The sequence below is a fragment of the Candidatus Methylomirabilota bacterium genome, assembly GCA_035764725.1.
In the GTDB taxonomy this organism is placed as follows: Bacteria; Methylomirabilota; Methylomirabilia; order Rokubacteriales; family CSP1-6; genus DASRWT01.
This window is the reverse complement of the sequence record DASTYT010000013.1, coordinates 32,609-45,983: the sequence shown is the minus strand read 5'-3', so window position 1 is coordinate 45,983 and position 13,375 is coordinate 32,609. Positions and strand designations below refer to the sequence as shown.

Sequence of the window (13,375 nt, the reverse complement as noted above, 5' to 3'; positions counted from 1 at the left end):
AGGCACGGCATGGCTCGACATCCACGATGGCTCAAAGAATTCGCGTCGAATGCCGATCTCGACGCGGTGGCGGACGCGGTCTCTCGTGCGGAGCGCGGGACCGCGGCCGAGATCCGCGTCCATCTCGATCACCGCTGCGCCGGGGACGCGATGGCGCGGGCGATCGAGGTCTTCGAGCGCCTCCACATGCACGAGACGGCGGAGCACGCCGGGGTGCTCCTCTACCTCGCCGTGGTCGACCACAAAGTGGCGGTGCTCGGCGACACGGGCATCCATCAGCGGGTGGGACAGGGCTACTGGGATGGGGTCGTCGCGCGTGTCATCGGCCACCTGCGCGAGGGCCGTCCGCGCGAGGGTCTGGTCGGCGCCGTCTCCGAGCTCGGCGACGCGCTGTCGACGCATTTCCCGCGCCGGCGTGACGATCGCAACGAGCTATCCGATCGCGTGAGCGTCGACGGCGGTGGCTGATCCGGCGCGGCGCCGCCGTGCTATGCTTCCGACGCCATGACGAAAGCCGAGCTGCCGACGCCCGCTCTCCTCCTCGATCTCGACCGCTTCGAGCGCAACGTCCAGAAGATGGCCGCGCACGTGAAGGCGGTGGGCAAGAAGCTGCGGCCTCACGCGAAGACGCACAAGTGCCCGGAGATCGCGCGCCGCCAGATCGCGGCGGGGGCGGTGGGGGTGTGCGTGGCGAAGGTCGCCGAAGCGGAAGTGATGGCGGCGGCGGGTATCCGGAATCTCCTCATCACCACCGAGGTCGTGGGAGCGGAGAAGATCGGGCGGCTGCTCAAGGTGCTCGACCGCAATCCCGAGACCCTCGCGGTGGTGGACAACGCCGACAACATTCGCGAGCTGGCGGCGGCGATGGGCCGGGCCGGCAAGGTTCTGAACGTCCTCGTCGACGTGGAGGTCGGCGGCCGCCGTACCGGCGCCGAGCCGGGCGAGCCCGCGCTCCACCTCGGCAAGCTCGCGGCCAACGAGCGCGCGCTGAACCTCCGCGGCCTCCAGGGCTACGCGGGGCACTGCGCGCACGTCGTGGGCTGGGCGGCGCGGCGCAAGGCCTCCCACAAGTGGATGAAGCGGCTCATGAAGACGCGCGATCTCTTCGAGAAACACGGGCTGCCCACGGAGATCGTCACCGGCGGGTCCACCGGCACGTTCGACATCGACCCTGAGCTGCCGGGGCTCACCGAGCTGCAGTCCGGGTCCTACTGCGTGATGGACATCGACTACCGACGGATCGGCGCCAAGGGCGGCAAGATCAACGATCAGTTCGAGACCGCGCTCACCGTGCTGACCACGGTGGTGAGCCGCCCGAGCGTGGAGCTGGCCATCGTCGACGGCGGCTTCAAAGCGTTCTCGACGGACCGGCCGTTCCCGCCGGAGACGGTGGAGTGGCCCGGGCTCGAGTTCTCGTGGGCGGGCGACGAGCACGGCCGGCTCACCATCGTGGATCCGGACCGCGCCCCCCGCCTGGGCGACCGCATCGAGTTCCTCCCGCCGCACTGCGATCCGACCTTCAACCTCTACGACCAGATCTACGCCATGCGCGGAGACAAGGTCGAGGCGGTCTGGGAGATCGCCGGGCGCGGCAAGAGCCAGTAGCGGCGAGCCTGGCATGCGCCGGGCCCTCCTCGTGAGTATCGACGGCTTCGCGGGGTTCTACTGGGACGACCCCGCGTTGCGCATCCCCACGCTGCGGCGGCTCGCCGAGCGCGGCGCGGTGTCCTCGCGGATGACCGCGGTCTTCCCCAGCACGACGTGGCCCACCCACGTGAGCCTGGTCACGGGCGTGCGGCCGCGCACCCACGGGGTCGTGGGCAATCACATCCTCGACCGCGCCACCGGGCTCAGCCAGGACCTCACCGGCGACCCCCTCTACGACGCGGGCGCCATCCTCCGGTCGCCCACCATCTACGACCGTGCGCACGCCGCGGGACGGAGCACCGCCGCGGTGGACTGGCCGTGCACGCGCCACGCGGCCACGCTCGACTGGAACCTTCCCTTCTTCAAGGATCAGCGCGTATTCGAGACCCACACCGCGCGCGCCGTCTGGCAGGAGCTGGTCGCCCTCGGTTATCCCATGGACCGTCAGGGCGAGTGGGCGCTCCTGGCCAAGCGCTTCCTCAAGGACGCGATGGTGGCGGACGTGGCTGCCCACCTCCTGCGGACTCGCGGGCCCGATCTGCTCTTGCTGCACTTCCTCTGCGCGGACAGCCATCAGCACCTCTTTGGCCCCCGCTCGCCCGAGGCGCGCTGGGCCATCGAGTACATCGACGGCCTGATCGGCCAGGTGCTCGCCGCGCTCCCCGCCGGCGCGCTCGATCGCGACACCGTCGTGTTCGTGGTGTCGGACCACGGCTTCTTGCCCGCCGAGCGCGAGATCCGGGTGAACGTGCACCTGCGCCGGCGCGGCCTGCTCGCAGTTGACGGCGAGGGCCACGTCGCCAGGGGAGACGCGCGGCTCGTGATGAATCACGGCGCCGGCTACGTCTACCTTGCGGGCGGTGGCGACCGTGCTCGGCTGGCCCGCGACCTCGCGCGTGAGCTGGCCGGCCTCGAGGGGGTGGCGGGCGCGTGGCCCGCGGAGGAGTACGAGAGCCTCGGGCTGGCCGCGCCCCACGAGAACGCGCTGGCCGGCGACCTGGTGCTCGACGCGGCGCCGGGCTACTGCTTCGGCGATGAGGCGCGCGGGGACGATCTCCACGCGCCGCCGCGCTATCGCGGCACCCACGGCCAGCGGCCCGAGCACCCCGACAACGCGGCCTTCTTCCTCGCGGCGGGGGCGGGCGTGCGGCGCGCGGGAGGGCTCGGGCCCATCACGAGCCGGGACGTGGCGCCGACGCTCGCGTCGCTGCTGGGGCTCGAGATGGGAACGGTGGAGGGACGGCGCCTCGACGAGGCGCTGGCCTAGGCCCAGGAGGCTGCTGAAAAAGGGTCAGATGCGAGGCGGCGCCCGCAGGCCGCGCGCGAGGCGTAGTCTCTCTACGTTGAGCGCGCGACCAAGGGCGCCAACGACGCAGATGGCCCTTTTTCAGCAGCCTCCTCCCAGTGGCGGTCCCAGTAGGCCTTGAACGTCGCCCACACGTCCTCGTGGGTGCGGCACTCGAAGAGGCGCCGGCGGCAATCGGTGGCGTGCCCCAGCCCTTCCGTGTACCAGGCCAGATGCTTCTGCATCTGGACGAGCGCGTACTTCTCGCGGAAGTGGCCGCGGATCAGCGCGCAGTGCCGCGCGATCACGTCGATCTTGTAGTCGCGCTTTCCCTCGGCTGACAGCGCGTCGAAGCTCTCGCTGAAGATCCACGGGCGTCCCAACGCCCCGCGTCCGATCATCACCGAGGCGCAGCCGGTCTCCCCCGCCATGCGGTGCGCGTCGGCCATCGAGCGCACGTCCCCGTTGCCGGTGACGGGGATGGACACCGCCGCGACCACGTCGGCGATGATCTCCCACGGCGCCCGCCCGGTGTGGCGCTGCGCGCGCGTGCGGGGGTGCACGGTGATCGCGTCCACGCCCTCCGACTCGGCCATCTGCGCGACCTCCACCGCGTTCAGGTGCTCGTCGTCCCAGCCACCCCGGATCTTCACAGTGAGGGGCACCGACAGCGCCTTGCGCATCGCGCGCAGGATACGGCTGGTCGCCGCGAGGTCGCGCATCAGGGCGGCCCCCTTGCCCTTGCCGGTGATGCGGGGCATGGGACAGCCCATGTTCAGATCGACGAGATCTGCGCCCAGGCCCTGGAGCTTCTCGGCGGCGCGGCTCAGGAGCTCGGGGTCCTTGCCGAGGAGCTGCATGGCGAGCGGCCGCTCCTCGGGGAAGTAGGCGGCAATGTCGTTGGCGTGCGGATGGTTGGTCAGGAGCGCCGCCGCATCCATCTCCTCGGTGGTGGTGAGCCCGCTCCCGCACTCCTTCACGATGAGCCGGAACGGCGCGTTGGTGATCCCCGCCATGGGGGCCATCCGCGCGAGCGAGGCGATCTCCACCGGGCCGATCTTCATGGCCGTTCCAGTATACCGGGCGCGGCGCCGTCAGCCGCTATCGGCGGGAGGACGGGGTCCGGGGCGGCGCCGGCGGCGGCAGCTGCTTCCCCATATCCCGGTCCGTGGAGGAGGCGGGACCCGGGGACGACGTCGGGGCGGAGCGTGTCGCGTTCTCCTGCTTCACCCGCTGACCTCGCTCGATGAAGGCCGCGATCTCGCGGTTGAGCGCGTCGACGTCGGCGGGGATCGCGCCCGAGGCGGCCATGTGACCGGTCACGGACGCCGGGTTGATCTGCACTCCGCGTGACGAGGAGATGTAGCGGAAGGCGTCCCGCGCCTCCCACTCCGGGTTGAGGAGGTCCTTGACGCCGGTCAGGATCAGCACGCTCGACTTGATGGCGCGCAGGGTCTTGAACATGTCACCGCTGCCCCCAGGGCCGGCGCTGATGTCGTGCTGCTCGTAGGCCCAGGTCTGGTAGATCCAGTCGTTGGCGTCGAAGTCGGGCACGAGCGCGTCCTCCTGCGTCTTGAGCCAGGGCAGCACGTCCGGGCCGTTGGGGAACTGCGCGTTGAGCTGCTCGGGCGTGCGCGAGGCCAGGATGGTCACGATGTCCCGCCAGAGCCGGATGCCCGCCTCGGGCGGGGTCGTGTACTCGCCGCCCTTCCACGCCGGATCGAGCATGATCGCCTTGCGGCTCGCCTCGAGCACCGTCACCGTCCACGCGGGCGTTCGTAGCAACGGGACCATGGCGATGAGCTGATCGGCGAAGTCCGGATAGCTCACACCCCATTGCAGCGTTTGCATGCCGCCCATGGAGGCACCCACCACCGCGACCACGTGCTTCACGTCGAGGTGCTCGGTAAGGAGCCGGTACTGCGACTGCACCATGTCGCGGATGTTGAAGCGCGGGAACTTCATGTGGGCCTGCGCGGTGCTGTTGGACGGTGAGGTGGTGAGCCCATTGCCGATCGCGTCCACCGCGACCACGAAGAACTTGTCGGTGTCCAGGGCCTTCCCGGGGCCGATGAGGAAGTCGAGCCGATGATGATTCCCGCCGATCGCGGTGAGCACGAGGATCGCGTTCGACTTGGCGGGATTGAGCGCGCCCTGGGTGACGTAGGAGACCGCGAAGTCCTTGATCACCTCGCCGCTCTCGAGCTTGAGATCGCCCATGGCGTAGCGCTGATGGGGTGGGTCGGTGTCCTTGTGCGCGAGACCGGGCGCGGGGGCCAGCAGAACGGCGGCCAGGCCGACGACGGCGAGCATCGGGCGCATAGGGCCTCCTTCAGGCGTGGGGCGGTGGCGGGAGGGCGCCGATGGGCGCCCATTCGCGCGGCGCCGGACCCGGATCGGCGCACCGCTCGAGGTCGAAGCTCTGGGAGACGGGATGACCGCTGCTGGTCCAACGCGGCGCCGGCCCGGTGAGACGAAGGCGGGCGGTCGCCGGGTAGAAGGTGTAGACGAGATCGCCGCCGGCCACGCTCGCGGACGAACGGACGAAGTCCGAGGGCATGGGGATGAGGGCCACCGGCCACTTGAAGGTCAGGATACCGGCGGCGCCGGACGCGACGCGCTCCTCGCGGAACCGGCCGCTGATCGCCTCGCCGTCGAGGCCCCAGCCGACCACGCGGCCGTTGACGCCGACGCCACTGATGACCACCTTGCACTCCGCGCCCCAGCGGCCGACGAGCTGGCGGGCGACTTCGCTCGGCGGCGTGAGGCTGAGCGAGGCGCCGCGCCGCTCGAGCGAGTCAGTGGAGGCGCAGCCGGCGACGAGTCCCACGACGAGAAGGACCAGTCCCGGCCGCGCCCTCACGGGGCGGCTACTCCCACGCGGGCACGAGCGCGCCCCCGGCGTCCCGACGCTGCGGCGCCCAGGCGAGCGTCATGACCTTCACCGCAATGTTCGCTTTGGTGGGCTTGAGCGAGACGGGCTCGAGCGGCTGCTGGGTGGGGTCCATCTGCGCCGCGACCGCGTCCGACTCCCGCTTGAACTCCGCGTCGAGATCGGCGAGCTGCTGCTGCAGGCTCTCCGCACTCTCCTTGGCCCGTGAAACGTCCTGCGCTTCCTTCATCGCGCGGCCCGCGCCGCGGGCCGCGGTGGTCGCGCGGCCCAGGGTCGTGGCGCTGACCGCCTTGCGGCCGAGGATTGCGCCGAGCACTGTCGCGCCCAGCGAGATGGCGACCTGAAGACCCTGCTGCGTGGCCTGGCCCGACTCGCGCTCCACCGTCTGCTGAGCCCGCCGTTCCTTCTCCTGGAGCGCGGCAATCTTCGGCGCGTATTTCTGGCGCAGGCTCTCCACCGCGGCGTCACGCGCCTCCCGCGCGCCGTGCTGGATCCGCGCGCGGAACTCGGCCTCGGACTCGCCCGGGCGCGAAACCTCCTTGGTCGCCGGACAGGAGAGGAGCTCGAGGGCCCGCGTCCGGAACAGCCACCCCGCGAAGTCGCGGCTCCAGTCGGCGTAGCTCTTCTTCTTGGTGGCGATGCCGGGCAGCTCAACGAACTGCGCGCCCGCTGCGGGCTCGGCCTCGAGGTCGGCGAGCGCCACGCTCGTCTCGCGCGCCTGCTCCCAGTCCACCGGCACCACACCCTCGCCGATCGGCACGAGCACGCTCACGTCCTGGCTGACGTCCATCCCGCGCCTGGCGTCGACGAAGCGGACCTGGGCTGCGCCCAGTAGCATGGGCGCGTAGACCAGCGCGCCGCCCGGGCCGCGCGGGGGCAGGAACTGCTGGGGGATGTCCGGCGGGAGCACCGGCCGCGCCGAGCCTGAGGAAGCGGGCGCCGCGGGTCGCGCGGGCGCCGGCGCCGTCCGCGCGTCGGGCGCGGCGGCGCGGCGATCGGCCATCAGCGTCCGGATCTGGTCCCGCGTGAGGGGCCCGCGGAGATACGACATGGCCCAGCGCGTCTCGAAGACGACGGGCGCGTCCTCGTGGACGTTGTTCATGAGGAAGATGCGGTTGCCGAGCCCCGCGATGGTCTCCTCCATCTTGCCGCGGTCGAAGCGGCTGCCCGCGCCCGCCGCCGCGCCCTCCAGCCCGTCCAGCACGCGCGCCTTGTCGCGGTCCGTCTGCAGCCGGCCGATGAGCCACGTCCCCGCGTTGGAGAGCCCCTTGTAGTCGAGGTCCACCGGGTTCTGGGTGGCGAGCACCACGCCGACGCCGAAGGCGCGCGCCTGCTTGAGCAGGGTGAGCAGCGGCTGCTTGGACGGCGGGTTCGCCACCGGCGGGAAGTAGCCGAAGATCTCATCCATGTAGACGAGGGCGCGCAGGCTCGTGGTGCCGGACTGATTGCGCATCCAGCCCAGCGTCTGGTTCAGCAGCAGCGAGACGAAGAACATGCGCTCGGCGTCGCCCAGGTGCGCGATGGAGAAGATCGCGACGCGGGGCTTGCCCTCCTTGGTGAAGAGCAGGGTCTGGATGTCGAGCGGCTCGCCCTCCATCCACGCCGCGAAGCCGGGCGCGGCGAGGAGGTTGTTGAGCGTCATGGCCAGCGCGAAGCGGTCCTTGGCGGGGAAGAAGGCGTCCACGTCGAGCACGCCCACGCGCTTCACCGGCGGGGACTGGATCTGCTGGATGAGGCCGGCGAGATCGAGGTCGCGACCCTCCGCCCACGCCGCGCGGAGGATGGTGGAGATCAGGATGTGCTCGCGGCTCTTCACCGGATCCGCCTCGACCCCGACCAGGCCGAGCAGGCTCGTCACCGTGGTGCTGATGCGCTCGCCGAGGGCCTCCGCGTCCCCCTGCACCGCGCGCGGCGGCGCTGCGAAGGACTTGAGGATCGACACCGAGATTCCCGCGTTGCTGCCCGGCGTGTAGATGGCGAAGTCCGCCGCCTCGCGCAGCCGGCGGATGCGCGCGCCGTCCTCGCCCCAGCTGGCGAGACCCCTGGTCCAGAGCGCCGCCTGCTGCTCGGCGAACGCATCCGGCGTCATGCCCTTCCGCCGCGCGTCGTCCTCGTTGATCCAGGGGCGGAAGTCGGCGGGCCGGAGCTCGGGGAAGGTGAGGAGGAGATTGCCCAGATCGCCCTTGGGATCGATGACCAGGGCGGGGATGCCGTCGATGGCGGCCTCTTCGAGCAGCGCCAGACAGAGCCCCGTCTTGCCGCTGCCCGTCATGCCTACGCACACCGCGTGGGTGACGAGGTCCTTCGCGTCATAGAGCAGTAGGCCGCCCGCGGACTGCTTCGTGCCGAGATCGTAGGGGCGCCCGAGGTAGAACACGCCGAGCCTCTCGAAGTCGGCGGGGGAGGTGCCGGTGGGCGTGGCCGCGGCGGGCGCGGCGGTGCTCGACGCACGCGCGGCCGCCTGCGCCGAGGCTCCCGCCGCCTTGCCGCTCTTGCCGCCCTTGGCGCTCTTGCTCATACCGTCCGCTTGTAGGCGACGCCCCCCTTCATGATCATGAGCAGATTGTCCTGATTCTGGAAGAGGCGCAGATCCTTGAGTGGGTTGCCCTTGAGGACGAGGAGATCGGCGTACTTCCCGGGCTCGACCGAGCCGATGTCCGGCTCCATCTTGAAGATCTGCGCGTTCACCTGCGTCGCGGAAAGGAGCACCTCCAGCGGCCTCATGACCTGCGCCTTCAGCTCGAACTCCACCGTCCGCTGGGACTGCATGTCGCCCAGGAGGTCCGAGCCCGAGCCGATCTTGCAGCCGGCTCGATAGGCGTGGGTCAGGCCCTCCACGCTCCGCTCACGGGCGATGTTGATCTTCTGGATCTGGTGATCGCCGATCCCGTAGTTCTTGCCCTCGCGATAGATCGCCTCGTAGGTGACCATGGTGGGCACGAGGAACGCGCCCGCCTTCTTGATCGCCTGCGCCCCCGCCGCGTCCAGGAGATTGCCGTGCTCGATGCAGCGCACGCCCGCGGTCACCGCGTTGCGGATGGCGGCGCCCGAGTAGGCGTGGGCGAGCACGTACTTGCCGACCGCGTTCGCTTCCTCGACCGCCGCCTTCATCTCGTCCACCGTGTACTGCGTGGTGTCGAGCTCGTCACCGGGCGACATGGCGCCGCCCGAGGCCATGATCTTGATCTGGTCCACGTCGTGGCGGATCTGCTCCCGCGCGGCCTTGCGCACCTCGTCAGCTCCATCGGCGATGATCCCCGCCATGCCGACGCAGCACTCGACCGGCGCAATCCACTCGGCACGGCGGCGCTTGTCCGCGTGGCCGCCCGTCTGGGAGAGCGGCCGGCCGGACACGAGGAGCCGTGGGCCGGGATAGAGCCCCGAGGATACCGCCTCGCGGAAGCCGTAGTCGGCGCCGCCCGCGTCGCGCACGGTGGTGAAGCCCTGCATCAGGCACTGCTCGATGCGGCGCATCGCCTTGGCGGCGATCAGGCTCGGCGGGCTATTGCGGTGCTGCTCGGGGATGTTGGCGTCCACCGCGCACATGTGCACGTGGGCGTCGGTGAGCCCGGGCATCAGGGTCTTGCCCTTACAGTTGATGGTGTCCACGCGGCCCTTGAGCGGACCGAGCTTGCCGGACCGGATGACGTCCTTGATCCGCTCGCCTTCCACGACGACGGCGGCCCCGTCCACGGGATCCTTTCCGGTGCAGTCGATCAGGAAGGCATTGGTGAAGACGGTGATTCCAGCCATGAGGCCTCCTCGGCGGCACGACGTCTGGCAGCGGGCGGATTCTAACAAGATTTCCAGGCGCTTGCTTCAGGCGTCCTGCCCTGGACCCGGCGCGTTGACGGGCAAAGGTCCGCGCACCCGCCGGCCTTTGCAATGCGTCAAGTGGCTGAAAGATGGAGCGTATCGCGATGGCACGACCCATGCGCTCTCGACTCTGTGGGGGCGCCAGCTGGCGCCGGGGAGGGGACGATGCAGATCGACCCGTGGTACGACCTGGCCGTCCGCGAACTCAGCGAGCTGACCGATCACGCCAAGGAGATGCTCAGCGAGGCCGAGCAGGCCGCGATGGCGGCGAAGAGCGCCGCCGCGAGCACCCCGGTCGACGACGCGCAGGCCGAGCCGCCCGGCGCCGCCTGATCGGGCCTCGTCGCGGGGAAGGGGCGGCGGAGGCCGGGAGAGCCCGGCGCCCGCCGCCCCGACGTGCTTCTAGCGGGCGACCACCTTCGCCTCGTACATCCACACCTTCTCGTCGGCCCGCGGCGTCCACTCGATCCAGGGCGCCACGCCGTAGAGATCGTGCTGCTGCCAGAGGAACACCCACGGCACCTCGTCGTGCACGAGCTGCTGGAGCTCGGCCCAGGCCTCCAGCCGCTTCTTCGGATCGACGATGGTGACGGCCTGGGCGATCTTCGCGTCGATGGTGGCGTTGTTCCCAAACGACGAGTAAGTCGGCTTGGCCTGGAAGAGCTGCTCGATGGTGCCCTGGGCCTCGAGCGCCGGACCCCAGCCCAGGAAGAACATGTCGCCGGTGGTGCGGTTCTTGATCTTGTCCAGATGCGTGCCCCACTCGTTCACCACCACGTTGACCTTGATGCCGAGCCGGCCGAGCTGGGAGGCGATGGCGAGCGAGACGTCCTTGTCGAGCGGATAGCGGCCCGACGGGGTATCCAGCGTCAGCTGTAGCTTGGTCGGGTCGACGCCTGCCTCCTTGAAGAGGGCCTGAGCGCGCGCGGGGTCGTACTTGATGCATTCGATCTTGGGCGAGTAGTCCACGTTGAGCGGCGAGAGCGACCCGCACATCTTCGTGGCGCGCCCGCGCAGCACCTGGGCGATCAGCTCGTCCACGTTGACGGCGTGGTGGACGGCCTTGCGCACCCGGAGATCCTGCATGGGACCGGGCTTGAGGTTCACGAGGGCCAGGTAATTGATCCGCGAGGACACGGTGGCGCGCACCTTGGCCTTGCCGCTCTTGTCCACCTGCTCCACGTTGAGGGGGGGCACGTCCTTCATGATGTCGATCTCGCCGGCGAGGAGCGCGGCGAGCCGGGCGCTGAACTCGGGGATGTAGCGGAAGGTCACGCGGCTGAGATCGGCCGGCCCCTGCCAGTAGTCGGGATTGCGCTCGAGGACCAGCTTCTCGTCGCGCACCCACTGCACGAACTTGAACGGCCCGGTGCCGATGGGCTTGGCGGCGAGGGCCTGCACGCCCTGCTCCTTGAGCGCCTTCGGCGGCATGGGCAGGAAGTCGGTGGCGGCCATGCGGTCGATGAGCCCGGGCCACGGCTTGTCGGTGATGAAGCGCACCGTGTAGTCGTTGACGATCTGGACTTCCTTCACCTGGGCCCACCGCGGCGCGTAGTGCGTCTTGTTCGCGGGGTCCTTGATGTAGTCCATCGTCGCCTTCACCGACTGGGCGTTGAAGGGCTCGCCGTTGTGGAACTTCACCCCCTGCTTGAGGGTGAACTCCCAGGTGGTGTCATTGACGATCTTCCACCCGGTGGCGAGCATGGGCGCGGGCTTGTAGGTCTTGGCGTCCCGGTCCACCAGGCGGTCGTACATGTGCTCGACCTGGTCGTTGGTGGTCCAGTCCACGATGGTGTTGGGGAGCAGCGAGCGCGGCTCGGCCGCGAACGCCACCACCACTTCCTTGGTCTTGGCACGGTCCTGGGCGGGCGCCGCCGCGGGCAGCACGAGGACGGCGGCCAGGGTCGCGAGGGCCAGGGTGCGGATCCGGGGAATCACCATGAAGGCCTCCTCTGAGGGCGCGCCGTCAGGCGCGGAATTTCGGGTCGAGCACGTCGCGCAGCCAGTCCCCGACGAGGTTGATTCCGAGCGCGGTCAGGGCCAGGGCCGCGCCGGGGAAGGCGGCCAGCCACCACGCGACGTAGAGATAGTCGCGGCTCTCCGAGAGCATGCTCCCCCAGGCCGGAGTCGGGGGCTGCACGCCGAAACCGAGGAACGAGATGGCCGCCTCCGCCACGATGAACTGCGAGAACTGGAGACTCGCAACGACCAGGATCGACGGGAGCACATTGGGAAGCACGTGCCGGAACAGGATGCGGCCGCGGCCCAGGCCCAGCGCCGCCGCCGCCTGCACGTACTCGCGCTGCTTCACCGACAGGACCTCCCCACGGACCACGCGAGCATACACGACCCATCCGGCTGCGGCCAGGCTGATGATGATGTTCCGGAGGCCGAGGCCCACGATCGCGTTGATGGTCAGGGCGAGGAAGATGAGCGGGAACGAGAGCTGCACGTCCACCAGGCGCATGAGCACCGTCCCCGGCCACCCGCCGAAATAGCCGGCGAGGAGGCCGAGGAGGCCGCCCATTACTGCGGTGATGAGCACCACGCAGATCCCGATGAACAGCGCGATGCGCGCCCCGTAGAGCACCCGCGAGAAAAGGTCGCGGCCGAGCTGATCGGTGCCCCACGGATGCCCCGCGGTGCCGGGCGGCTTGAGGCTCTGGGCGAAGTCGCCCACGAGGGGATCGTGGGGCGCGAGCAGCGGCGCGGCCAGCGCGACCACGATGGCGATGCCGGCCAGCGCGAGGCCGAGGAAGCCGAGGCCGTTGCGCCGCGCAGTCTCGAGCAGGGGGCGCGCGCTCACGCGGGCCTCGACGTGCGCGGGTCGATCCAGCCGTAGATCACGTCCACGAGGAAGTTGATCAGGGTGTAGGTGAGCGAGATCACGAACACCGCGGCGAGGACGACGGGGAAATCGCGGTTGAGGAGGGCCTGCACGGTGAGGCGGCCCACCCCCGGCCAGGCGAAGATGGTCTCGGTGATGACGGCGCCACCCAGGAGCTGGCCCGTCTCGAGCCCGGCCAGCGTGACGATGGGGATAGCCGCGTTCTTGAGCGTGTGCTTGGCCACCACCAGCAGCTCCGCGAGGCCCTTGGCGCGGGCGGTGAGGATGAAGTCCTCGCCGAGCACGTCGAGCACGGACGAGCGGGTGAGGCGCGCGATGCGCGCGGCGTAGAAGCTGGCGAGCACCAGCACCGGCATCACGTAGTGGGCGAGCCCGCCGGTGCCGCCGGTGGGGAGCCAGCCCAGGCGTACCGAGAAGAGATAGATCAGCATGAGGCCCAGCCAGAAGCCGGGGATCGCTTGCCCCAGCACGGTCGCGCCCATCCCGACGTAGTCCCAGACGGAGCCGCGCCGCATCGCCGAGATCACGCCGACGGGAATGGCGAGGCAGAAAGTCAGGAGCAGGGCGAGGCCGCCGAGGCGGAACGTGGCGGGCAGCCGCTCGAGCACGAGGTGGAGCGCGTCCTGCTTGTAGCGCAGCGACTCGCCGAAGTCGCCGCGCACCGCGCCCGCCATGAAGCGCCCGTACTGCACGGGCAGGGGATCGTTGAAGCCGAGGCGCTGGCGGAACTCGTTGACGTCCTTCGCCTGGATGTCCATGGGAAGAAACAGCAGGACGGGGTCGCCGCCCAGGCGGGCGAGGAAGAACACGGCGGTGAGGGCGAGGAAGACGACGAGGAGGGTCTGGGCGAGCCGCGAGAGGACGAATGCGCGCACTCTACCGCCGC

General features: G+C 70.1%; 12 protein-coding genes. 4 read left to right on the top strand and 8 right to left on the bottom strand.

All coding sequences use genetic code 11. The features are described from left to right. The first annotated feature begins 9 nt into the window (after positions 1-9). From VFX14_01810 to VFX14_01800, 3 genes are read left to right on the top strand one after another with little or no spacing between them, the layout of a single operon-like run. The gene (locus tag VFX14_01810) at positions 10-468 is read left to right on the top strand and encodes a TPM domain-containing protein (GenBank protein ID HEU5188403.1); all 459 of its coding nucleotides are present in this window, start codon (positions 10-12) and stop codon (positions 466-468) included. A 36-nt stretch (positions 469-504) separates the two neighbouring features. After that, positions 505-1,605 (top strand): DSD1 family PLP-dependent enzyme, encoded by a 1,101-nt coding sequence (locus VFX14_01805; GenBank protein ID HEU5188402.1) that lies wholly within the window; start codon positions 505-507, stop codon positions 1,603-1,605. Positions 1,606-1,618: 13 nt separating this feature from the next. Then, a complete protein-coding gene (locus VFX14_01800) occupies positions 1,619-2,914 on the top strand; it encodes an ectonucleotide pyrophosphatase/phosphodiesterase (GenBank protein ID HEU5188401.1) in 1,296 nt (431 codons plus the stop codon). A gap of 71 nt (positions 2,915-2,985) precedes the next feature. Here VFX14_01800 and dusB read toward each other — a convergent pair whose 3' ends face one another. The 5 genes from dusB to VFX14_01775 are packed head-to-tail and all read right to left on the bottom strand — an operon-like array spanning position 2,986 to position 9,578. After that, positions 2,986-3,996 carry a tRNA dihydrouridine synthase DusB gene (dusB, locus tag VFX14_01795; GenBank protein ID HEU5188400.1) on the bottom strand — a complete coding sequence of 337 codons (1,011 nt, stop codon included), beginning with the start codon at positions 3,994-3,996 and terminating at the stop codon, positions 2,986-2,988. A gap of 37 nt (positions 3,997-4,033) precedes the next feature. Next, positions 4,034-5,254, bottom strand: coding sequence for an alpha/beta fold hydrolase (locus tag VFX14_01790; GenBank protein HEU5188399.1), 1,221 nt, complete (start codon positions 5,252-5,254; stop codon positions 4,034-4,036). Positions 5,255-5,264: 10 nt separating this feature from the next. Further along, complete coding sequence (locus VFX14_01785; GenBank protein ID HEU5188398.1) at positions 5,265-5,795, bottom strand: hypothetical protein; 531 nt, start codon at positions 5,793-5,795, stop codon at positions 5,265-5,267. Between the two features lie 7 nt (positions 5,796-5,802). Further along, a complete protein-coding gene (locus tag VFX14_01780; GenBank protein HEU5188397.1) occupies positions 5,803-8,343 on the bottom strand; it encodes an ATP-binding protein in 2,541 nt (846 codons plus the stop codon). Continuing rightward, the gene (locus VFX14_01775) at positions 8,340-9,578 is read right to left on the bottom strand and encodes an amidohydrolase family protein (protein ID HEU5188396.1); all 1,239 of its coding nucleotides are present in this window, start codon (positions 9,576-9,578) and stop codon (positions 8,340-8,342) included. The genes VFX14_01780 and VFX14_01775 overlap by 4 nt, the downstream gene beginning before the upstream one ends. A 228-nt stretch (positions 9,579-9,806) precedes the next feature. Here VFX14_01775 and VFX14_01770 point away from each other — a divergent pair, with 228 nt between their 5' ends. Then, complete coding sequence (locus VFX14_01770) at positions 9,807-9,974, top strand: hypothetical protein (GenBank protein ID HEU5188395.1); 168 nt, start codon at positions 9,807-9,809, stop codon at positions 9,972-9,974. Positions 9,975-10,043: 69 nt separating this feature from the next. On the opposite strand, the gene VFX14_01765 is transcribed toward VFX14_01770, so the two are convergent. From VFX14_01765 to VFX14_01755, 3 genes are read right to left on the bottom strand one after another with little or no spacing between them, the layout of a single operon-like run. Next, a complete protein-coding gene (locus tag VFX14_01765) occupies positions 10,044-11,582 on the bottom strand; it encodes an ABC transporter substrate-binding protein (GenBank protein ID HEU5188394.1) in 1,539 nt (512 codons plus the stop codon). Positions 11,583-11,607: 25 nt separating this feature from the next. After that, complete coding sequence (locus tag VFX14_01760) at positions 11,608-12,447, bottom strand: ABC transporter permease (GenBank protein HEU5188393.1); 840 nt, start codon at positions 12,445-12,447, stop codon at positions 11,608-11,610. Next, positions 12,444-13,364, bottom strand: coding sequence for an ABC transporter permease (locus tag VFX14_01755; protein HEU5188392.1), 921 nt, complete (start codon positions 13,362-13,364; stop codon positions 12,444-12,446). Before VFX14_01755 ends, VFX14_01760 begins: the two co-directional genes overlap by 4 nt. Positions 13,365-13,375 lie beyond the last annotated feature (11 nt).